Annotated in this window: 19 protein-coding genes and 3 pseudogenes; 16 read left to right on the top strand and 6 right to left on the bottom strand. The window is 68.8% G+C overall.

Annotated features, from left to right (window positions below):
- Positions 1–72 precede the first annotated feature (72 nt).
- The 7 genes and pseudogenes from G4G29_RS02305 (at position 73) to G4G29_RS02330 (ending at position 6,835) form a co-directional block, all read left to right on the top strand.
- Entirely contained in the window at positions 73–897 is an 825-nt protein-coding gene (locus G4G29_RS02305; RefSeq protein WP_183151706.1) for an ABC transporter ATP-binding protein, read from the top strand.
- Positions 894–1,703, top strand: a complete 810-nt coding sequence (locus tag G4G29_RS02310) for an ATP-binding cassette domain-containing protein (RefSeq protein ID WP_183151707.1) — start codon at positions 894–896, stop codon at positions 1,701–1,703. The genes G4G29_RS02305 and G4G29_RS02310 overlap by 4 nt, the downstream gene beginning before the upstream one ends.
- Complete coding sequence (locus G4G29_RS02315) at positions 1,700–2,788, top strand: ABC transporter permease (RefSeq protein ID WP_183151708.1); 1,089 nt, start codon at positions 1,700–1,702, stop codon at positions 2,786–2,788. Before G4G29_RS02310 ends, G4G29_RS02315 begins: the two co-directional genes overlap by 4 nt.
- A 1-nt stretch (position 2,789) precedes the next feature.
- A pseudogene (locus G4G29_RS02320) lies at positions 2,790–3,919 on the top strand (ABC transporter permease).
- Positions 3,919–5,013, top strand: a complete 1,095-nt coding sequence (locus tag G4G29_RS21085) for a glycoside hydrolase family 3 N-terminal domain-containing protein (protein WP_244632334.1) — start codon at positions 3,919–3,921, stop codon at positions 5,011–5,013. The pseudogene G4G29_RS02320 and the gene G4G29_RS21085 overlap by 1 nt, the downstream one beginning before the upstream one ends.
- Positions 4,983–6,164, top strand: coding sequence for a glycoside hydrolase family 3 C-terminal domain-containing protein (locus G4G29_RS21090; protein ID WP_244632335.1), 1,182 nt, complete (start codon positions 4,983–4,985; stop codon positions 6,162–6,164). Before G4G29_RS21085 ends, G4G29_RS21090 begins: the two co-directional genes overlap by 31 nt.
- Before the next feature lie 92 nt (positions 6,165–6,256).
- A complete protein-coding gene (locus G4G29_RS02330) occupies positions 6,257–6,835 on the top strand; it encodes a hypothetical protein (protein WP_183151709.1) in 579 nt (192 codons plus the stop codon).
- 133 nt (positions 6,836–6,968) lie between these two features.
- Here G4G29_RS02330 and soxR read toward each other — a convergent pair whose 3' ends face one another.
- Positions 6,969–7,418: a redox-sensitive transcriptional activator SoxR gene (soxR, locus tag G4G29_RS02335; protein ID WP_183151710.1), complete on the bottom strand. Its 450-nt coding sequence runs from the start codon at positions 7,416–7,418 to the stop codon at positions 6,969–6,971.
- A gap of 76 nt (positions 7,419–7,494) precedes the next feature.
- Between soxR and fdxA the strand changes: the two genes are divergently transcribed.
- The 4 genes and pseudogenes from fdxA to nhaA all read left to right on the top strand — a co-directional run bounded on the left by fdxA (position 7,495) and on the right by nhaA (position 10,519).
- Positions 7,495–7,821: a ferredoxin gene (gene fdxA / locus G4G29_RS02340; RefSeq protein ID WP_183151711.1), complete on the top strand. Its 327-nt coding sequence runs from the start codon at positions 7,495–7,497 to the stop codon at positions 7,819–7,821.
- 70 nt (positions 7,822–7,891) lie between these two features.
- On the top strand, positions 7,892–8,431 hold the full coding sequence (locus tag G4G29_RS02345; RefSeq protein ID WP_183151712.1) for a flavin reductase family protein: 540 nt from the start codon (positions 7,892–7,894) through the stop codon (positions 8,429–8,431).
- 23 nt (positions 8,432–8,454) lie between these two features.
- On the top strand, positions 8,455–9,084 hold the full coding sequence (locus G4G29_RS02350; RefSeq protein ID WP_183151713.1) for a superoxide dismutase: 630 nt from the start codon (positions 8,455–8,457) through the stop codon (positions 9,082–9,084).
- Between the two features lie 116 nt (positions 9,085–9,200).
- Positions 9,201–10,519, top strand: a pseudogene (nhaA, locus tag G4G29_RS02355) (Na+/H+ antiporter NhaA).
- Positions 10,520–10,531: 12 nt separating this feature from the next.
- Here the strand turns inward: nhaA and G4G29_RS02360 are convergent.
- Both G4G29_RS02360 and G4G29_RS02365 read right to left on the bottom strand, forming a co-directional pair.
- Positions 10,532–11,538: pseudogene (locus tag G4G29_RS02360) on the bottom strand (LacI family DNA-binding transcriptional regulator).
- A gap of 78 nt (positions 11,539–11,616) precedes the next feature.
- Positions 11,617–13,287 carry a glycoside hydrolase family 13 protein gene (locus G4G29_RS02365; protein ID WP_183151714.1) on the bottom strand — a complete coding sequence of 557 codons (1,671 nt, stop codon included), beginning with the start codon at positions 13,285–13,287 and terminating at the stop codon, positions 11,617–11,619.
- A 163-nt stretch (positions 13,288–13,450) separates the two neighbouring features.
- Here G4G29_RS02365 and G4G29_RS02370 point away from each other — a divergent pair, with 163 nt between their 5' ends.
- A complete protein-coding gene (locus G4G29_RS02370) occupies positions 13,451–13,879 on the top strand; it encodes a DUF1761 domain-containing protein (protein ID WP_183151715.1) in 429 nt (142 codons plus the stop codon).
- Positions 13,880–14,048: 169 nt separating this feature from the next.
- Positions 14,049–15,314, top strand: a complete 1,266-nt coding sequence (locus G4G29_RS02375; protein ID WP_183151716.1) for a hypothetical protein — start codon at positions 14,049–14,051, stop codon at positions 15,312–15,314.
- 6 nt (positions 15,315–15,320) lie between these two features.
- On the opposite strand, the gene purQ is transcribed toward G4G29_RS02375, so the two are convergent.
- The 3 genes from purQ to G4G29_RS02390 all read right to left on the bottom strand — a co-directional run bounded on the left by purQ (position 15,321) and on the right by G4G29_RS02390 (position 17,005).
- Positions 15,321–16,028, bottom strand: a complete 708-nt coding sequence (gene purQ / locus G4G29_RS02380) for a phosphoribosylformylglycinamidine synthase subunit PurQ (RefSeq protein ID WP_183151717.1) — start codon at positions 16,026–16,028, stop codon at positions 15,321–15,323.
- Positions 16,025–16,273, bottom strand: coding sequence for a phosphoribosylformylglycinamidine synthase subunit PurS (purS, locus tag G4G29_RS02385; protein WP_183151718.1), 249 nt, complete (start codon positions 16,271–16,273; stop codon positions 16,025–16,027). The genes purQ and purS overlap by 4 nt, the downstream gene beginning before the upstream one ends.
- 198 nt (positions 16,274–16,471) lie before the next feature.
- On the bottom strand, positions 16,472–17,005 hold the full coding sequence (locus tag G4G29_RS02390; RefSeq protein ID WP_183151719.1) for an adenine phosphoribosyltransferase: 534 nt from the start codon (positions 17,003–17,005) through the stop codon (positions 16,472–16,474).
- 290 nt (positions 17,006–17,295) lie between these two features.
- Between G4G29_RS02390 and G4G29_RS02395 the strand changes: the two genes are divergently transcribed.
- The 3 genes from G4G29_RS02395 (at position 17,296) to G4G29_RS02405 (ending at position 20,677) form a co-directional block, all read left to right on the top strand.
- Positions 17,296–18,606, top strand: a complete 1,311-nt coding sequence (locus tag G4G29_RS02395) for an ABC transporter substrate-binding protein (protein WP_183151720.1) — start codon at positions 17,296–17,298, stop codon at positions 18,604–18,606.
- A gap of 95 nt (positions 18,607–18,701) precedes the next feature.
- Entirely contained in the window at positions 18,702–19,790 is a 1,089-nt protein-coding gene (locus G4G29_RS02400; RefSeq protein WP_183151721.1) for a sugar ABC transporter permease, read from the top strand.
- Positions 19,787–20,677: a carbohydrate ABC transporter permease gene (locus tag G4G29_RS02405; protein WP_183151722.1), complete on the top strand. Its 891-nt coding sequence runs from the start codon at positions 19,787–19,789 to the stop codon at positions 20,675–20,677. Before G4G29_RS02400 ends, G4G29_RS02405 begins: the two co-directional genes overlap by 4 nt.

Genomic DNA, 20,677 nt, shown 5'->3' on the forward strand with positions numbered 1-20,677 from the left:
CACCCTCCTGTCGGGGGAGACCGTGCCCGCAGCGGCGCGGGCTCCCCCGGCCAGGTCGACGAAGGACACCCCATGCCAGACCCTCTGCTCAGTGTGCGCGACTTCTCGGTCGTGTACGACGTCGATCCGCCCGTCGAGGCGGTGAAGAACGTGACCCTCGAACTGCAGCGCGGCGAGATCCTCGGTCTCGCCGGTGAGAGCGGCTGCGGCAAGACCACGCTCGCCTACGGGGTGCAGCGCCTGCTCCGTGCCCCGGCCGTCATCACGGGCGGCAGCGTGACGTTCCACGACGTCACCGGCGTCGACGTCGACATCAACGCCCTCGATGCCGAAGCGATGCAGCGATTCCGCTGGGACAAGGTGTCGATGGTGTTCCAGGGCGCCATGAACGCCCTCAACCCGGTCGCGACGGTCGGCTCGCAGCTCGAGGACGTCTTCGAGATCCACCGCCCCGACATGAACCGCAAGCAGCGGCGCGCCGAGGCCGAGGAGCTGCTCGAGATCGTGAAGGTCGGACGCCAGCGCATCCGCTCCTTCCCGCACGAGCTCTCCGGAGGCATGCGGCAGCGCGTGATGATCGCGATGGCCCTGGCGCTGCGTCCGCAGCTGATGGTGATGGACGAGCCGACCACGGCGCTCGATGTGCTGGTGCAGCGCGAGATCCTCTCGCAGATCTCGCAGCTGCGTCACGAGTTCGGCTTCTCGGTGATCTTCATCACCCACGACCTTCCCCTCCTGCTCGAGATCAGCGACCGGATCGCGATCATGCGCGAGGGCGAGATCATCGAGCTCGCGACAGCCGAACGGATCTGGAGACAGCCCGAGCACGAATACACGAAGACACTGCTGTCGTCGTTCCCCCGCCTGACCGGGGAGAGAGGGGTGCTGGTGCGATGACCACGCTCGAGTTCCGCCATGTCACGAAGGCCTACAACGTCCGCGGCGCCGGCCAGATCAAGGCCCTCGACGACGTGAGCTTCACCCTGACCTCCGGCCGCACGATCGGCCTGGTCGGCCAGTCCGGCAGCGGCAAGTCCACGATCGCGAAGATCCTGACGCAGCTGGAGACGCCGACCAGTGGTGAGGTGCTGCTCGACGGCACGCCCATCCCGCGTCGCGGCAAGGGGCTGCGGACCTACCGGCGGCAGCAGCTGCGCATGGTGTTCCAGGACCCGTTCGCATCGCTCAACCCGTACCACTCGATCCGCTACCACCTGGAGCGACCGATCCGGCTCGACGACGTCGTGCCCAAGAAGGAGACGGAAGACGAGGTCCGCCGACTCCTCGAGCGCGTGCGACTCGACGCGGACGCCGTGATCGACCGCCGTCCGCACGAGCTCTCCGGCGGGCAGAGGCAGCGGGTGGCCATCGCCCGCGCCCTCGCCTCCCGGCCCTCGCTCCTGGTCGCCGACGAGCCCGTCTCGATGCTCGACGTCTCGATCCGTCTCGGCGTGCTGAACCTGCTCGCCGACCTGCAGCGCGAGGAGGGACTCGGCGTGCTCTACATCACCCATGACCTGGCGACCGCCCGCCACTTCAGCGACGAGATCATGGTGCTCAACCAGGGCCGAGTCGTCGAGTACGGCACGGCCGACGACGTGATCCTGAACCCGCAGGACCCGTACACCCGCGAGCTGCGCGCCGCGTCTCCCGACCCGGAGAAGCACTTCGCCTCGGCGGCATCGAACGGAGGCGCGCTGTGAGCACGGCATACCCCCAACTCGACGACAACGACCTCCTGGCCCGCGATGCCCTCGAAGTCGGCACCACCGCGACCACAGCCGAGCGCGGGCGACGGCGCGTGCCGTGGCGGTTCTTCGCCGGGCGCGCGGGCTTCTACCTGTTCACGCTGTGGGCGGCCATCACGATCAACTTCTTCCTGCCGCGGCTCATGAAGGGCGACGCGGTCAGCTCGTACCTCGCCCGCAACCGCAGCGTGAGCCCCGAGGCCGAGGAGGCGCTGCGCATCCTGCTCGGCATCGACACCGACAAGTCCATCTGGCAGCAGTACCTCGAGTACTGGGCGATGCTGCTGCGCGGCGACCTCGGCATCTCGACCCTGCATGGCCTCCGCCCGGTGGCCGAGGTGCTCGCGGCCGCCTTGCCCTGGACGCTGGGTCTGGTCGGCATCGCGACCATCATCTCGTTCGCGATCGGCACGGTCGCGGGAGCCATCGTGGGATGGAAGCGCGGCAGCAAGCTCGACGCGATCATCCCGGTGACGACGTTCTTCAACACCATCCCGTACTTCTGGCTCGGACTCATCGCGATCGCTGTCTTCTCCTCGACGCTCAAGTGGTTCCCGTCATCGCACGCCTACGACAAGGGGCAGTCCCCGGAATGGAGTCTCGACTTCATCGGCCAGGTGATCATGCACGGGACGCTCCCGGCGCTCACCATCGTGGTCGCCTCGCTCGGCGGGTGGGTGCTCGGCATGCGCAACATGATGCTGACCGTGCTCGACGACGACTACATCACGGTCGCCCAGGCGAAGGGCATGCCCAACAAGCGGGTGCTCTGGGGCTACGCCGCCCGCAACGCGGTGCTGCCGCAGATCCAGAGCTTCGCGCTGTCGATCGGCTTCATCGTCGGCGGCACGATCGTGATGGAGATGGTCTTCAGCTATCCGGGTGTCGGCAAACTCCTGCTCGATGCCACCAACGCCAAGGACTTCGCCCTCATGCAGGGTGTGTTCCTCGTGATCACGCTGTCGGTGCTCGTGGCCAACATCCTCGCGGACGTCGTCTACGCCTACCTCGACCCGCGCACGCGCCAGATGGAGTCCTGACATGACCGTTCCCACCACCGCAGCGAGCACCGCCCCCGACGGGTCGGCCGTCGTCTCGGGCATGCCCGAGACCGCGACTCTGCGCACCGCCCCGACCGGAGCCCCGCCGCGCAAGACCTTCTGGTCGCAGCTCGCCCAGGCGTTCGCGATGTTCCGCAACCCCAAGTCGATCGCCGGGCTCATCATCCTCGGGGTCTTCGTGCTCATCGCGATCCTCGCCCCCCGGATCGCGCCGTACGGCCCGACCGAGAAGGACAGGACAGCGCTGCGCCAGCCGCCCTCCTGGGAACACTGGCTCGGCACCACGCACATGGGGGAGGACGTGCTGAGCCAGATCATCTTCGGCACCCGCGGCGTGATCGTCGTCGGCTTCCTCGCCGCCTTCATCGCCACCATCATCGCGATCACGATCGGCGTGATCGCCGGCTATGTGCGCGGGTGGAAGAGCGAGTCGCTGTCGGCGCTGACCAACGTGTTCCTGGTGATCCCCGGCATCCCGCTCATCATCATCATCGCCTCGCAGTTCGACAACCCGCCGCTCATCGTTATCGCCGCCGTCCTCGGCCTCACGGGCTGGGCGTGGGGGCCAGAGTGCTGCGCGCGCAGACGATGTCGCTGCGCAACCGCGACTTCATCCAGGCTGCGCGTGCGAACGGCGAGCCGCTGCGCCGCATCATCACGGTCGAGATGCTGCCGAACCTCATGGCTCTCATCGCGTCGAGCTTCGTCGGCACCGTGACCGCCGCGATCCTCGGACTCACGACGCTCGCGTTCATCGGGGTGATCCCGGTCAGCAACCTGAACTGGGGCACGATCCTGTTCTGGGCGCAGCAGAACGGCGCGTTCCCGCGGCTGTGGTGGTGGTACGTGCCCGCCGGGCTCTGCATCGCGATCATCGGCGTCGCGCTCTCGCTCATCAACTTCGGCATCGACGAATACGTCAACCCGCGCCTGCGCTCGGCGGGCGAGCGGGCCAGAGCCATGAAGAAGAAGGGGCTGAACGTCAACGACGCCGTCACGGCGGTGCGCAGCGTGCCCCTGCCCGCGCCGACCCCCGATCCCGTATCGTCGGCGACCTCGCCCGACTCCTCGACCTCCTCGCCCGCGAACACGAACCAGAACACGAAGTGATGACCTCTCAGACCCTCACCACGCAGCTCCCGTACCAGGACCCCGCGCTCTCGATCCCTGAGCGCGTCGCCGACCTCCTCGGGCGCATGACGCTGGAGGAGAAGGTCGGGCAGATGCTCCAGCTCGACGCCCGTGACGACCTCGACGACCACATCGCCCGCCGTCACGCGGGGTCGATCCTGCACACCTCCCCCCGAGCGCATCCTGCGTGCGAACGAGCTCACGGCGCAGACCCGCCTCCGCATCCCGCTGCTCGTGGGGAGGACTGCATCCACGGACACTCGTTCTGGCCAGGAGCCACGATCTATCCGACGCAGCTGGGCATGGCCGCTTCGTGGGATGCGGGGCTCGTCGAACGCGTCGCCCGCGCGACGGCGGAGGAGGTCGCGGTGACCGGCATCCACTGGACGTTCTCGCCCGTGCTGTGCATCGCCCGCGACCTGCGCTGGGGCCGCATCGACGAGACGTTCGGCGAAGACCCGTTCCTGATCGGCGAGCTGGCCTCGGCGATGGTGCGTGGCTACCAGGGCGACGGCCTCGACGACCCGACCGCGATCCTGGCGACCGCGAAGCACTTCGCCGGATACTCCGAGACGCAGGGTGGGCGCGACGCGAGCGAGGCCGACATCTCGCGCCGCAAACTGCGCTCCTGGTTCCTTCCGCCGTTCGAGCGCGTCGCCCGTGAGGGATGCCGCACGTTCATGCTCGGCTACCAGACCACCGACGGCGTGCCGATCACCACGAACGACTGGCTGCTCAGCGATGTGCTTCGGGGCGAGTGGGGCTACACCGGCACGCTCATCACCGACTGGGACAACGTCGGACGCATGGTGTGGGAGCAGCGGATCCAGCCCGACATCGCCCACGCGGCCGCGGCGGCGGTGCGCGCTGGCAACGACATGATCATGACCACGCCGAGCTTCTTCGAGGGCGCGCTCGACGCGGTCGCGGCGGGCATGCTCGACGAAGACGCGTTCGATGCCGCCGCCGCCCGCATCCTGACGCTCAAGTTCGAGCTGGGGCTGTTCGAGAGCCCCGGCTGCCCGGCACCGAGCTCGACGCGGTGGTGGGCAGCACCGCGCACGCGGAGCTGAACCTCGAGGTCGCGCGCCGTTCGCTCGTGCTGCTCGAGAACGACGGCGTGCTGCCGCTCGACCCGACGGCGCCGCTCAGGGTGCTCGTCGCCGGGCCCCTCGCCGACGACGCGCAGACGCAGCTCGGCGACTGGGCGGGCGGCTCCGGTCAGGCGGGGTGGCTCGACGGTCAGCCACGCGACATGATCACGACGGTGCTCGACGGGCTGCAGGCGATCGACGGCTGGACGGTGACGCACACCAGGGGTGCCGACATCCTCACGCTCGAGGAGGATCCGCGCGGACGGTTCTTCCCCGATCACCAGCCGCGCCCGCCGGTCGTGAAGCCGTGCGAGCCGGATGCGGCGCTGATCGCGGAGGCCGTGGCTGCCGCATCGGAATCGGACGTGGTCGTGGCGGTCGTGGGCGACCGGATCGAACTCGTCGGCGAGGGGCGATCCACCGCGACGCTCGAGCTCATCGGCGGGCAGAACGCCCTGATCGACGCGCTCATCGCGACCGGGAAGCCCGTCGTGATCGTGCTGCTCGCCTCGAAGCCCCTCGTGCTCCCGGCCTCCGCATCGAAGGCGGCCGCCGTGATCTGGGCGGCCAACCCCGGGATGCAGGGCGGCCGGGCATTGGCCGACATCGTCTCCGGAGCGGCCGAGCCCTCGGGACGCCTGCCGATCTCGTTCGCCCGTCACGTGGGGCAGCAGCCGACGTACTACAACCAGATCCGCGGCCAGCACGGCGACCGGTATGCCGACCTCACGCAGTCACCCGCCTGGGCGTTCGGCGAGGGACTGTCGTACACGACCGTGGAGTACGCGGACCTGTCGCTCGAGAAGACGGCACTCGGGGTGTCCGACACGATCGTCGGACACATCACCGTGTCGAACACGGGTGCGCGGTCGGTGCGCGAGACCGTGCAGGTGTACGTGCGCGATGCCGTGACGAGCGTGAGCTGGACCGACAAGGAGCTCAAGACGTTCCGCCAGGTCGATCTCGCGCCGGGGGAGACCGTGCGGGTGCGGGTCGAGCTTCCGGTCGCGGAGTGCACGATCGTGGATGCGGCGGGTGCACGCCTGGTCGAGCACGGCATGTTCGAACTCCTGGTCGGTCCGAGCTCACGCGACGAGGTGCTCCTCTCCGCCGAGTTCGAGGTGACCTGACCGTCGCTGCGTATGCGCCGTTCTCGCTCTGCGGTGCAGATCGCGTTCCGATATGCAGTCCGAGCGCGTGACGTCGCTCCTAGCCTTGGGTGATGGATTCGCTCGTGCTGCAGGCCTGGGGAGACGAGTCTTTTCGAACGGCGGGTGTGGAGCGGCCTTCCTACCTCCTGGGCGCTGCGGTCGCCGATGTCTCACACTGTGAAGACATGCGTGCGGAGCTCCAGCGTCTTCCTCGACGCGGGCCGAAACTCCATTGGCGAGATCAGGACAGACGCGCCAGGGATGCATCGATCGCAGCGATCTCGGGTTTCGATGCCTACCACGTCATCGTCATCGCAGCGCCGGTCGATCCCCGTCGGCAGGAACGCGCTCGCGCGCTGTGTCTGGAGAGACTCGCGTGGCAGCTCGACGCACAGGGCGTGCGACTACTCACCCTCGAAGCGCGTCCACCCCAGTTGATGCGACGGGATCTCCGGACTGTCGACGCGCTGCGCGGCAAGCTGGCACTCCCTGAGGGGCTTCGGATCGATCATGCGCAACCCAGCGAGGAGCCGATGGTGTGGATCGCCGACCAGGTGCTTGGAGCGCTGGGAGAGAAGCTGGCCGGCGGTCGGAGCGAGTGGTTCGATGCAGTGAGTCCGGTCACGACCATCCAGCAGATCCCGCTCTGATGCGCGAAAGCCGGGTCCCGTCCAGAGGGGCGGGGGTCCCGGCTTCTACTTCCCTACCCCCAGCGGGGGCGGGCTGAAACAAGTCTACGTCCCTTGAAGCTGTAGCGCCCTATCGTTCTGCAGATCGGTGGGTTCAGTCCTGAAGGCGCTGGGGGCCGACACCCTGGGTGCCGAGAGCATCGTCGGGGTTGAGCAGGCCGCACGCCTTCATCGACAAGCAGCCGCAGCCGATGCATCCGGTGAGTTCGCGTTCGAGGCGTTCGATGCCCTCGCGTCGTTTCTCGAGCTCGCGCTTCCACCGTCGAGAGGCGCGTTGCCAGTCGGCGTGGCTCGGGGTCTCGGTCAGCGGCACGTCGGCGAAGGCCGTCTGCACGTCGGAGAGCGGGATGCCGAGGCGCTTGGCCACCGTGATGAGCGAGACGCGGCGCAGCATGTGCCGTGCGTAGCGGCGCTGGTTCCCCGACGTGCGGGTCGAGGCGATGAGTCCGAGGGACTCGTAGAAGTGCAGTGCTGAGGCTGCTACGCCGGTGCGCCTGGTCATCTCGCCGATCGTCAGCGGCTCGTCGGGTGCGTGCGGGCTCATCCGTGGCCTCCTCGATTTGACCTCAAGTGTACTTTAGGTTTTACGGTGGAACCGTGACCCGAACGAAGACCGACCGATGACGTATGTGATCGCCCTCCCCTGCGTCGATCTGAAGGACAAGGCCTGCATCGACGAATGCCCGGTCGACTGCATCTACGAGGGGGAGCGCTCGCTGTACATCCACCCCGACGAGTGCGTGGACTGCGGCGCCTGCGAACCCGTGTGCCCCGTGGAGGCGATCTTCTACGAAGACGACCTGCCCGACGAGTGGCGGGACTACTACAAGGCGAACGTGGAGTTCTTCGACGAGATCGGCTCGCCCGGAGGGGCGGCCAAGACGGGGATGCTCACGTTCGACCATCCGCTCGTCGCCGCACTCCCCCCGCAGGAGGCGCACGCATGAGCCCGCGCCTCGTGATCATCGGCGTCACGCTCGACCACGCGCAACCCGCGCCCGCGAAGGAGACCGTCCGATGACCGCCCATGCCCCCGATCCAGCGCCGCACCCGGCAGCGCCGGTCCCCACTCCCGTCGGCGAAGGGCTCAAGTCCGCGTTCCGCACCCACCCCGCCGGCGTGGCCATCATCACGGCGCAGACTCCGGACGGTCCGGTCGGCCTCACCGCGTCGAGCGTGTCATCCGTGGCAGTGGATCCCGCCGCGATCGTGTTCTCCGTCACCCGAGCCACCGGGAGCGCGGGGGCGATCCTCGGCGCCGAGACCTTCCTCGTGCACCTGATCGACGACGAGCACTCCGCGCTGGCGCAGAGCTTCGCGATCAGCGGCTCCGAGCGCTTCACACCGGCTCAGGGCTGGACGACACTACCCACGGGAGAGCCGCACCTCCCCGAGGCGCGTGCGGCGCTGCGGTGCCGTTCGATCCAGAACGTCCCCGTCGGCTCCTCCACGGTCGTGATCGCCGAGGTGCTCGAGGTGCTGCCGGGGCGCGCCGCCCGTCCACTGGTCTACCTCGACCGCCGTTTCCATGCCCTCCCGCACGACACCGCCCTCTGATCCCGCACCACGAAAGGAACACCATGTCCGCGCTCTACACACTCCCCGAGCTGCCCTACGACTACGCGGCGCTCGAGCCGCACATCTCCGGCAAGATCATGGAGCTGCACCACTCCAAGCACCACCAGGCGTACGTCACCGGCGCGAACACCGCGCTCGAGCAGCTCGCCACCGCCCGCAGCGCCGGGGACCTCGCCAACGTGAACAAGCTCGAGAAGGACCTCGCCTTCAACCTCGGCGGCCACATCAACCACTCGGTGTTCTGGCAGAACATGTCGCCCGAGGGCGGCGGCGCTCCCGAGGGCGAGCTGGCGGCAGCGCTCGAGGACGCATTCGGGTCGATCGACGCCTTCCGCGCGCACTTCACCGCGACCGCGCTCGGTGTGCAGGGGTCGGGCTGGGCCGTGCTGGCGTGGGACAGCGTGGGCGCCCGTCCTGTGATCTTCCAGCTCTTCGACCAGCAGGGGAACGCGCCGCTCGGCGTCACCCCGCTGCTGCAGCTCGACGTCTGGGAGCACGCCTACTACCTCGACTACCTCAACGTGCGCGCCGACTACGTCAAGGCCTTCTGGAACCTCGTGAACTGGCCCGACGTGCAGCGCCGCTTCGAGACCGCCCGCACCGCGACACAGGGTCTGATCGTCGGATCCTGATCCCGCGGGGCGCCCTGCGTCCGCCCAGGCACGCACTCGCGTGACCGTCTAGGGTGGAGGGAGGAGCGTCGGGAAGCCTGGTCGACATCATCGTTCGTCGACACCTCGGAGCTCCCATGACAGACGCCCGTCGTTCCTTCCCCGCCCGCGGCAGCTACCGCGAGGTCCGCCGCATCGGCACCCTCCTGCGAAAGGAGAGCGTCGGCGGCATACTCCTCGTGGTGATGGCAGCGATCGCCCTCGTGTGGGCGAACTCCCCGCTCGCGGAGAGCTACTTCGCGCTCCGCGACTTCGAGATCGGCTACGAGCCGTGGCACCTGCGCCTCAGCCTCGGAGCCTGGGCCGCGGACGGACTGCTGGCGATCTTCTTCTTCCTCGTCGGTCTGGAGCTGAAGCGGGAGTTCGTGATCGGCGATCTCCGCGATCTCCGCACCGCCGTCGTCCCGGTGGCTGCTGCCGTCGGCGGCGTCGTCGTGTCCCCGCCCTGATCTACGTGCTCGTCATCGGGCCCGATCCCGAACTGCTGCGCGGATGGGCGGTTCCGACGGCGACCGACATCGCCTTCGCCGTGGCCGTGCTCGCGATCATCGGCTCGCATCTGCCCGCGCGACTGCGCCTGTTCCTCCTGACACTCGCCGTCGTGGACGACCTCATCGCGATCGGCATCATCGCGATCTTCTACACCGACGACCTGAACCCGATGCCGCTGCCCGCCGCGATCCTGGGCCTCGCCCTGTACGCGGCGCTCGCCCAGATGCGGCAGGGGTTCTTCGCCCGCAACCGCTTCGCGGCCTGGCTGATCCTGCTCCCGATCGGCGTGGTCGTGTGGGCCTTCGTCCACGCCTCGGGGATCCACGCGACCATCGCGGGCGTCGCCCTGGGCTTCATGATCCCGGTCCGTTCCGGGGAGACGGATGCCGATGGGGTCGAGCGCCCCGGCCTCGCGGAGGAGTTCGAACATCGGTTCCGTCCGCTGTCGGCCGGTTTCGCGGTCCCCGTCTTCGCGTTCTTCGCCGCCGGCGTCGCAGTCGTCGGCGACGGCTTCGTGCAGACGGTCACCCATCCCGTGGCCATCGCGATCGTCTGCGGTCTGGTGCTCGGCAAGCCGATCGGGATCGTGATCGCCACGTGGATCGCGACGAAGGCGACGCGTGCCGAGTTGGGTGGGGGACTCCGGTGGGTCGACCTGATCGGCGTCGGCATCCTCGCGGGTATCGGATTCACGGTGTCGCTGCTGGTCGCCGAGCTGAGCTTCCCCGCAGGACTCGAGCACGATGCCGCGAAGGTCGCCATCCTGATCGCCTCGGTGCTCGCCGCGGTCGCCGCTTCGATCCTGCTGGGCGCGCGCAACCGCCGGTATCGGGCGATCGCCGCGCAGGAGTCCGTCGACGCCGACGGCGACGGCGTTCCCGATGTGTATCAGCGCGAGGAGTAGGCGGGGCTCCGGTCAGACGAGCCGTGCCGTGGTGCCGCGCACGTTGAGCTCGTACGGCAGCTCGGAGGGGATGTGCACCTCGTCCGGGGTGGCGAGCTTCGCCAGCACGGCATCCGCGGCCCGTTCGCCCTGGCCGAGCGGGAACTGGTCCACCGTGGTCAGGCGGAAGAACTCCCCGAGCTCGTGTCCGTCGATGCCGACGATCGACAGCTCCTCCGGCACGCTGAAGCCGAGGTCGCGCGCGGCGAGCAGGGCTCCGATCGCCATCTCGTCGGATGCGGCGAACACCGCGGTCGGGCGGGGGCCAGGGCGTCCGAGCAGCTGCTTCGCCGCCCGATACCCGCCCTCGACCGTGAAGTCCGCGGGTTCGAGGAACGCGTGGTTCAGGGGGATGCCCGCCGTCAGCAACGCCTTCTCGAAGCCGAGGCGGCGGTTCGTGGGGATGTGGAAGTCGATGTCGAACTCGGGGTTCGCGCCGATGTGCGCGATGTCGGTGTGACCGAGCCCGATGAGGTGCTCTGTGGCGAGCTGGGCGACGGCCACGTCGTCGACGGTGAGGGTGTCGAGCTTCGGGTTCGGGCCGCCGATCGCGATCACCGGAAGTCCGAGATCGAGCAGGTGCTGCGTCTCGTCCTCGTCGAGCTCGATCGACACCGCGATCACGGCGTCCACCCGCTGACGCCGCAGGAACGTGTCGAACACGTGCCGGCGCACGTCTTTGTCGGCGGTGATGTTGTACAGCGTGATGTCGTAGCCGGCGCGCATGAGCGCCGCCGAGACGCCGGAGAGCACCGTGCTGAAGAACCACCGGTCGAGGAACGGCACGACGACGCCGATGTTGCGCGTCCGACCCGAAGCGAGACTCGATGCGCGGGACGACACGACGTAGCCGAGCGACTGCGCCGCTGCCTGCACCCGCTCCTGGCGGACTCGGACACGTGTCCGCGGCCGCTGAGCGCGCGGGAGACGGTCGCGGTGGAGACCCCGGCGAGCCGGGCGACCTCATCGATGCTGGCCATGTGTTCCTCTGTGTGATCCGCTCCCGTCGCACTCTCTGTCGAGCCGTGCGGCTGAGAGTGCGACGGGACGGGCGCGGGTCAGACCTGCGTGGGCGTGGTGTACCAGACAGCGGTGTCGACCGGGATGGCCGCGCCGTCGAAGGGCTGGCTCTGCAGGATGACCGTCGCGTCGGCCGGCAGCTCGATCGGCTCGGTGCCGAGGTTCGCGATCACGTGCACCTCGCCGCGGCGGAAGGCCACCGCGTCAGCGCCGGCATCCTCCCAGATCAGCGAGCCGGTGCCGAAGCCGTGCTCGCGACGGGCGGCGAGCAGTCGCTTGTACAGCGCGAGCGTCGACGCGGGGTCGACCTCTTCGACATCGCGAGCGTATGTCGCCCACTCGGTCGGCTGCGGGAGCCACGAGAGTCCCGTCTCGTTGAAGCCGAAGGCCGGAGCATCCGCCTCCCAGGGCAGCGGGACGCGGCAGCCGTCACGGCCGTAGCGCTCGCCGTTCGTGCGGTACCACGTCGGGTCCTGACGGAACTCGTCCGGGATCTCCATGGCCTCCGGGAGACCGAGTTCCTCGCCCTGGTAGAGGTACGACGATCCGGGGAGCGCCAGCATCAGGGTCGTGGCGGCGCGCGCACGGGCCAGGCCGGTCGCGGTGTCGGGCTTGTGCGGGGTGTTCGGGCCGATGCCCTCGCCCTGCGGGTTGTCGGCCGTGAGCGCGAGGCGCGATGCATGGCGCACGACGTCGTGGTTCGACAGCACCCACGTGCTGGGTGCGCCCACCGCGCCGAACTCGTCGAGCGACTCGCGGATGACGTCGCCGAGACGCTGAGCGTCCCACGGCGTCATCAGGTACGGGAAGTTGAACGTCTGGTGCATCTCGTCCGGCCGCACCCAGAGAGCGGTCTGCTGCAGCGTCGGCATCCAGGCCTCGCCGCACAGGGCGCGGTCGCCGTCGTACTCCGCCAGCACCTTGTGCCAGTCGCGGTAGATGTCGTGCACGCCGTCCTGACCCCAGTACGGCACGTTCGACTCGCCGCCGCCCATCGAGTCGGCATCCGTCGGCGGGGTGTAGTCGGGCAGACCCTCGGTCTTGATCATGCCGTGGGCCACGTCGACCCGGAACCCGTCGACACCGCGGTCGAGCCAGAAGCGCAGGATCGAGCGGAACTCCTCCTGCACCTCCTCGTTGTTCCAGTCGAAGTCGGGCTGCGTCGCATCGAAGATGTGCAGGTACCACTGGCCGGGGGTGCCGTCCGCCTCGGTCACGCGCTGCCACATGCCGCCGCCGAACACCGACTCCCAGTTGTTCGGAGGCAGCTCGCCGTTCTCGCCCTTGCCGTCGCGGAAGATGTAGCGCGCGCGCTCCGGGCTGCCGGGCGCGGCCTTGAGCGCCTCCTGGAACCAGACGTGCTGGTCGGAGGAGTGGTTCGGGACCAGGTCGACGATCACACGGATGTCGCGGGCGTGGGCCTGCGCGAGCATCTCGTCGAAGTCGGCGAGCGTGCCGAACAGCGGGTCCACGTCACGGTAGTCGGCCACGTCGTAGCCGGCGTCGCGCTGCGGGCTGGTCATGAACGGGCTCAGCCAGATCGCGTCGACGCCGAGATCCTGCAGCGCGTCCAGACGGCTGGTGATGCCCGGGAGGTCGCCGATGCCGTCGCCGGAGGCGTCCGCGAAGGAACGGGGGTAGATCTGGTAGATGACGGCGCTGCGCCACCACTCGGAACCGGGGGCTGCGTTCTGCTCAAGCTGTGCCATGCGAACAGGCTACTGCAAACGCTTACACTCCCGCCAGGGAAGGCATCGAATCGGTTCGGCGACCGGCCTCCGCCCGTGTGCGGTGAGGTGATCGTGCCGCGTCTCCTCCCGCCGCGTCGCCATGCGGGAGTAGGGTGGCGGCATCCGACGAGTGGAGGCTGTCATGGTTCCCGAGATCAACTATTGGGCGGTCCTCCTGGCCACCGCCTCGAGCATGCTCGTCGGCTCGGTCTGGTACGCGCCGAAGGTGTTCGGCACGCGATGGTCGAAGCTGGCGAACGTCGACATGGATCGTCCGGCGGCGACCGCGGTGTGGCCCATCGTCACCACGGTCATCGTGAGCTTCATCACCGCATGGGTGCTCGCGGGGGCGTCCGCCATCTCCTGGCACTTCTATGGTGGGTCGTTCTTCTGGGGCGCCGTCGTCACCGCCGTCACGCTGTGGGCGGGGTTCACGGCCGCGCGTTTCATCACGCACGACGCGTTCGAAGGTCGGTCGACCAGGCTGACGACCCTCAACATCGCGCACGAGCTGGTGACGGTCGTGATCATGGCGCTGATCATCGGCGTCTGGCCGCCGGCGCTCGGGTAGCGCGCAGACAGGACTCCCTCGCGGGCCGACGAGCGAGGGTTCGCCGATCGGAAAGGCGATCGTAGACCTTTGCCGCTTCTGTCGATCCGGCGGAGCTGCCACGCTCGTCTCGTGACCTCCTGGTCGCCCGCGCGTCATCGACTCGCGCGGTTCTGACCGAGGGATCCCGATGTCCGGTTCTTCGCGCCGATCGGCGCCATGGGCGGTCGCCGCCGCGCTCGTCGCCGCCGCCGTTCTGGTGGGGGCCGCCCCCGCCGCGCTCGGGGCCGCACGGCCGGCGGACGAGCCGACGTCGGGGATGACTCCGCTGGATCCCGCGCAGTCCGTCGCGCTGGCGTACGAATTCCTCGACGCGCGCGTGGACGAGTTCTGCGACGGTGCCGGTCGCTGCCTGCCGCGCAGCTACCAGGGCGGGTTCTTCACGACTCCGAGCTGGGACTTCACTCCCTCGTTCGTCTACGACGACGCCCTGGTCGTCATCGCCTATACCGCCCGCGGTCGCCCAGACGACCTCCGTCGCGCGCGGGCGATCGGCGACACGCTCCTCTTCGTGCAGCAGAACGACCCGATCGGCGATGGGCGCACGCGTGCATCGTACGAGCCGCACGGCATCCGTCAGGGGCGTGTGGAGATCACCGGACCCGGCACGTTCACCGGCAACCAGGCGTGGGTCGGCTTGGCCCTCGCTCGGCTCGCGCACGCGACCGGTGACCCTCGGTATCTCGACGGCGCCGTCCGCGTCGGTCAGTGGATCCAGGACAACACCGCCGACATGGACAGAGCGCCCTTCGGCTACACGGGTGGTCAGCTCGAGGACGGCACCTCGCTCACGTGGAAGTCCACCGAGCACAACGCCGACATCACGGGATTCTTCACCCAGCTGGCGCAGCTCACCGGCGATGCGGTGTGGGCGGAGCGTGCGGCGGTCGCTGCGGGGTTCGTCGCCGCCATGCAGAGCGCGGACGGCCACGTGAACACCGGGACGGGCCTCGACGGCTCGACGATCAACACCCGCCCCATCCCGCTGGACGGCCAGACGTGGAGTGCGCTCGCGACGGGAGACCCGCGGTACGGCGCGGCACTCGACTGGACGCTCGCGCACCTGATCGCGACGGATGGCCCGTACACGGGGCCGTCGATCAGCGAGGTCGACGTCTCGAAGGCATGGTTCGAGGGCAGCGGACACCTGGCTCTGGCGCTGACCCTCCGCGGCGGAGCCGGCGACGACGGCCAGGTCGAGTCCCTGCTGCGCAGCATCCGCCTGGCGCAGCGCGACGCTCCCAACGGCGACGGCAAGGGCATCGTCGCGACCTCGAACGACGGCCTCGACTCCGGCTTCGGCGACCTGTACTACGCGAGCCTGCACACCGGCGCGACCGCGTGGTACCTGCTGGCGGCGTCGGGGGCGAACCCGTTCACGCTTCCTGCAGGCTGAGCGGGGCTATGCGGCGACGCGGGCGACGGCGGCGATCGCGCTCGTGAAGAAGTCGAGTCCGTCGACACCGCTGCGCATGGCGGCCGAGGTGTCGGGGCCGAAGCCGGGCTCCGTGGCGTGCTCCGGGTGCGGCATGAGGCCGACGACGTTGCCCGCCTCGTTCGTGAGGCCGGCGATGTCGCGGAGCGAGCCGTTCGGGTTGACCCCGGCATAGCGGAAGGCCACGAGGCCCTCGCCCTCGATGCGGTCGAGGGTCTGCTCGTCGGCGATGTAGCCGCCGTCGGCGTTCTTCAGCGGGATCACGATCTCCTGGCCGGTGCGGAACGCGTTGGTCCAGGCGGTGTCGGAGTTCTCGACCGTGAGCTTCTGGTCGCGCCGGACGAAGTGCTGGTGGTTGTTGCGGATCAGTCCGCCGGGAAGCAGGTGCGCCTCGACCAGCATCTGGAAGCCGTTGCAGATGCCGAGCACGGGCATGCCCTTGGCTGCAGCATCCTTGACCTCGCTCATGATCGGCGAGAGCGCGGCGATCGCGCCGGCGCGGAGGTAGTCGCCGTAGCTGAAACCACCCGGGAGGACCAGTGCGTCGACGCCCTCGAGGTCATGCGACCCATGCCACAGTTCGACCGGCTCGGCGCCGGCGATGCGGACGGCGCGCTGCGCGTCGCGGTCGTCGAGCGAACCGGGGAAGGTGATGACGCCGATGCGGACGGTCACTCCGCGACCTCGATACCGACGACGTCTTCGATCACGGAGTTCGAGAGCACCTCGTCGGCGATGCGCTTGGCCTCGGCGAGAACCTCGTCGGTGACCTCGCCCTCGACGGTGAGCTCGAAGCGCTTGCCGATGCGGACGTCGCTGAAGCCGTCGACGCCCAGGCGTGCGAAGGCGCCGGAGACGGCCTTCCCCTGCGGGTCGAGCAGTTCGGGCTTGGGCATGACGTCGACGACGATGGTGGGCATGACGGCTCCAAGAGTCGCGGGCGGACGGGCGCCTTCAGTCTACCGCCCCCGCCCTACCCTCTTCCCGTTCCTCCCGCGTCCCGCGTTCGGTTCGCCGGGTGCACGGCTTCGTGGCGAATGCACCGCCTGTTGGCGGGGATGCCGTGCACTCGGCGGGATGCCGTGCACTCGGCGTCAGGGGGTGGGGGAGGTGAGGGGTCAGGCGGAGTGGAAGACGGTGTGGAGGTCGCCGACCGCCTCGCGGCCGCCGAGGCCGTCGATCTCGAACAGCACCGAGATGCCGACGACGTGGCTGCCCAGACGCTCGACCAACTCCCGTCCCGCGGCGAGCGTGCCGCCGGTCGCGAGGACGTCGTCGATCAGCAGCACACGCGAGCCGACCGGCAGGTCGTCGTGCATCTCGATCGTGGCGGTGCCGTACTCGAGGGCGTAGTCGACGGATGCCGCGGGGCGCGGCAGCTTGCCCGCCTTGCGGATCGGGATGAGGCCGACGCCCGCGGCGATCGCAGCGGCGCTGGCGAGGATGAACCCGCGCGCCTCGATGCCGGCGATGACGTCGAACTGGCCGGCGAAGGGCTCGATGATCGCCTCGGTGGTCACGCGCAGGGCCTCGGCGTCGGCGAGCAGGGGCGTGATGTCGCGGAAGATGATGCCCGGCTGCGGATAGTCCGGCACGTTGCGGATCAGGGCTTCGGCGCGGACGAGGGCAGGGGAGAGCGTGGCTTCGGGCACCGGACAAGGGTACGCCGGTCGACGCGACGGTGACGATTCGCCGACCTGGCCTTGATGATTCGCGGATGCCGTGACGATCCGCCGACCTTTCGGAAGGAGAACCTCGGCGGATCGTCATCCCCTCGGCGGATCGTTGCCGGCACAGCCCTCGGGGCATCGGCGATCCGTCGCCGACGGGGCTGGCTTGACACCATGGGAGCGCTCCCATACAGTGGCTACTCAGTTCGTGGGAGCGCTCCCACGACGTCCCGATGCAGCAACACCGCACGACCACCACAAAGGAGTGAACTGTGAACACACGTGCCCGCCACCGGATCCTCGCGATCGCCGCCGTGGCATCCGTCTCCGCCCTCGCCCTCGCCGGCTGTTCCGGAAACACCGGCGACGCCGACGGAGGAAGCGCCGACGAAGAGGTCACACTGACCGTCACCACCTTCGGCACCTTCGGCTACGAAGACCTCTACAAGGAATACGAGAAGGCGCACCCGAATGTGAAGATCGAGGCGACCAACATCGACACGGGTGGCAACGCCCGCACCGATGCCTTCACCAAGATCGCCGCCGGCTCCGGTCTCAGCGACGTCGTCGCGATCGAGGAGGGCTGGCTCGGGGCGATCATGGACGTCTCCGACACCTTCGTCGACCTGCGCGACTACGGCATCGAAGACCGCAAGGACGACTGGGTCGACTGGAAGTACGGCCAGGCCACCGACGCCGAAGGCCGCGTCATCGGCTACGGCACCGACATCGGTCCGAGCGGCATCTGCTACAACGGTGCCGCGTTCGAGGCCGCCGGCCTCCCGAGCGACCGCGAGTCCGTCGCCGAGCTGCTCAACGGCGATTGGGAGAACTACTTCAAGGTCGGCGCCGACTACACGGCCAAGACCGGCAAGGCCTGGTACGACCACTCCGGCTTCGTGTGGAACGCCATGGTCAACCAGCTCGACGAGGGCTACTACACCGCCGACGGCGAACTGAACGTCGAGGGCAACGACGAGCTCCAGGAGCGCTTCGAGCTGCTGGGCGCCGCGACAGAGGGCGGCCAGTCCGCCGCGCAGACCGCGTGGGACTGGAACGGCGGCAAGTCGTTCGTCGACGGCACCTTCGCGACCTTCGTCTGCCCCGGCTGGATGCTCGGTGTCGTGCAGGGTCAGGTCGAGGCCGGCGGCGGCGACGCGTCGACCGGATGGGACTTCGCGGATGTGTTCCCCGGAGGCGCGGCCAACTGGGGTGGCGCGTTCCTCTCGATCCCCGAGTCCTCGGAGCACAAGGAGGCCGCGGCGGAGCTCGCCGACTGGCTGACGCAGCCCGAGCAGCAGGTGAAGCAGTCCGCCGCAGCGGGCAACTTCCCCTCGACCATCAAGGCGCAGGAGTCCCTGGCCGAGGAGGCCACGCCCAACGAGTTCTTCAACGACGCGCCGACCGGTGCGATCCTCGCCGAGCGGGCCAAGGGCGTCGTCGCGCAGTTCAAGGGTGCGGATGACTCGGTGATCCAGGAGAACGTCTTCGGCCCGGCTCTCAGCAGCCTCGACCGCGGCGAGACCGACACCGAGGGCGCCTGGGATCAGGCCATCGGCCTGCTGAACGATCTCGTCGGCTGATTCCCCTCCTCCCGTCGCAGTTTCTGTCGCCTCCGAGCGGATGACGGCAGAAACTGCGACGGGAACCCTCGGATACCCGGGATAAGGACACACCCATGACTCTCACCGCCCCGCCTGCGCAGCAGCATGCCGCGGCATCCGCGACCGAGGATGCTCCGCCGAGGCGCTCCTGGCGCCACCGCGTCTCGCGGTTCGACCAGAACGCGTCGCCGTACTTCTACATCTCGCCGTTCTTCCTGTTGTTCGGACTCGTCGGCCTGTTCCCGCTGCTCTACACCGTGTGGGTCGCCGTGCACGAGTGGGACCTGCTCAAGGGTGAGGGCGACTTCGTCGGATTCGGCAACTTCGCCGAGATCCTGGGCGATGCGATGTTCTGGAACTCCATCGGCAACACCCTGAGCATCTTCCTCCTCTCCGCGATCCCGCAGCTCGCCGTCGCGCTCGTGATCGCCTACCTCCTCGACCGCGGTCTGCGTGCCCCGACCTTCTGGCGCATGAGCGTGCTGATCCCGTTCGTGGTCACCCCGGTCGCGGTCGCCATCATCTTCTCGAGCATCTTCAACGAGGCGGACGGCCTCGCCAACAACCTGCTCAACCTCATCGGCATCGCCGACCAGGAGTGGAAGCACAACACCGCCCTGTCGCACATCGCGATCGCGGTCATGGTCAACTTCCGCTGGACCGGCTACAACGCCCTCATCCTGCTGGCCGCGATGCAGGCCGTCCCGCGCGACCTGTACGAGTCCGCCGCCCTTGACGGGGCAGGGTCCGCGCGCCGCTTCTTCTCCATCACGATCCCGACGATCCGGCCGACCTTGATCTTCGTGATCATCACCGCGACCATCGGCGGTCTGCAGATCTTCGCCGAGCCGCGCCTGTTCGACGTGTCGACCGCCGGCGGCATCGGAGGCAGCGACCGTCAGTTCCAGACCACGGTGCTGTTCCTGTGGGAGCTGGCCTTCTTCCGGCGAGACCTCGGAGAGGCATCCGCCGTCGCGATCCTGCTGTTCCTGCTGATCGTGGGGATCGGCGTGATCAACTTCCTCATCTCCCGGCGCATCTCCACCGGGGACGCTCCCAAGAACCGCGCGGCTCGCCGCCGCGCGCGCACCGCCGACAACGCGGCCGCCACCGCTGCCGCCGGCACGACGATCGCCACCACGACCGAGGAGAACGCGCGATGACCGCCACGCAGGCGCTGAGCGTCCCCGAGAAGATCCGCCGTAGACGCGGAACGTCGTCCGGGACCGCGGGCATCGGCAGCCGCCCCGGGTTCCTCACCTACGGACTCCTTGCCGCGTTCATCATCGGCAGCGTGTATCCGCTGTGGTGGTCGGTCGTGGTCGCCAGCGGCACGAACGCCACCCGCGGCGAGACGCTCCCGCTGATCCCCGGCGGGAACTTCTTCACCAACGCGGCCCAGGTGTTCGATGCGATCCCCTTCTGGCTCGCCCTCGGCAACTCCTTCCTGATCTCGGGCATCATCACGATCTCGGTGGTCACGTTCTCGACGCTCGCGGGCTACGCGTTCGCCAAGCTGCGGTTCAAGGGACGCGACGGGCTCATGGTCTTCGTGATCGCGACCATGGCCATCCCGACGCAGCTGGGCATCATCCCCCTGTTCATGCTGATGCGCGAGCTCGGCTGGACCGGCTCGATCGGCGCCGTCATCGTGCCGACACTCGTCACGGCGTTCGGCGTCTTCTTCATGCGGCAGTATCTGGTCGACGTGATCCCGGACGAGCTGATCGAGGCGGCGCGCATGGACGGGGCGAACCAGTTCCGCACCTTCCTCACGGTCGGGCTCCCCGCCGCGCGGCCGGCCATGGCGATCCTCGGGCTGTTCACGTTCATGACCGCGTGGACCGACTACCTGTGGCCGCTGATCGTGCTCTCTCCCCAGAACCCGACCCTGCAGACGGCCCTCAGCCAGCTCCAGTCCGGGTACTACATCGACTACTCGATCGTGCTCGCCGGAGCGGTGCTCGCGACCCTCCCGCTGCTCGTGCTCTTCGTGGTCGCGGGCCGGCAGCTGGTCAGTGGCATCATGGCGGGCGCGGTGAAAGGATGA

It is taken from the genome of Microbacterium sp. Se63.02b (assembly GCF_014171575.1).
In the GTDB taxonomy this organism is placed as follows: domain Bacteria; phylum Actinomycetota; class Actinomycetes; order Actinomycetales; family Microbacteriaceae; genus Microbacterium.

Bases quoted from the DNA above. Each gene is read 5' to 3' on its own strand.
- G4G29_RS02305 (WP_183151706.1), top strand. From the start codon at position 73: ATGCCAGACCCTCTGCTCAGTGTGCGCGACTTCTCGGTCGTGTACGAC.
- G4G29_RS02310 (WP_183151707.1), top strand. From the start codon at position 894: ATGACCACGCTCGAGTTCCGCCATGTCACGAAGGCCTACAACGTCCGC.
- G4G29_RS21085 (WP_244632334.1), top strand. From the start codon at position 3,919: ATGACCTCTCAGACCCTCACCACGCAGCTCCCGTACCAGGACCCCGCG.
- G4G29_RS02330 (WP_183151709.1), top strand. From the start codon at position 6,257: ATGGATTCGCTCGTGCTGCAGGCCTGGGGAGACGAGTCTTTTCGAACG.
- soxR (WP_183151710.1), bottom strand. From the start codon at position 7,418: ATGAGCCCGCACGCACCCGACGAGCCGCTGACGATCGGCGAGATGACC.
- fdxA (WP_183151711.1), top strand. From the start codon at position 7,495: ATGACGTATGTGATCGCCCTCCCCTGCGTCGATCTGAAGGACAAGGCC.
- G4G29_RS02345 (WP_183151712.1), top strand. From the start codon at position 7,892: ATGACCGCCCATGCCCCCGATCCAGCGCCGCACCCGGCAGCGCCGGTC.
- G4G29_RS02350 (WP_183151713.1), top strand. From the start codon at position 8,455: ATGTCCGCGCTCTACACACTCCCCGAGCTGCCCTACGACTACGCGGCG.
- G4G29_RS02365 (WP_183151714.1), bottom strand. From the start codon at position 13,287: ATGGCACAGCTTGAGCAGAACGCAGCCCCCGGTTCCGAGTGGTGGCGC.
- G4G29_RS02370 (WP_183151715.1), top strand. From the start codon at position 13,451: ATGGTTCCCGAGATCAACTATTGGGCGGTCCTCCTGGCCACCGCCTCG.
- G4G29_RS02375 (WP_183151716.1), top strand. From the start codon at position 14,049: ATGTCCGGTTCTTCGCGCCGATCGGCGCCATGGGCGGTCGCCGCCGCG.
- purS (WP_183151718.1), bottom strand. From the start codon at position 16,273: ATGCCCACCATCGTCGTCGACGTCATGCCCAAGCCCGAACTGCTCGAC.
- G4G29_RS02400 (WP_183151721.1), top strand. From the start codon at position 18,702: ATGACTCTCACCGCCCCGCCTGCGCAGCAGCATGCCGCGGCATCCGCG.
- G4G29_RS02405 (WP_183151722.1), top strand. From the start codon at position 19,787: ATGACCGCCACGCAGGCGCTGAGCGTCCCCGAGAAGATCCGCCGTAGA.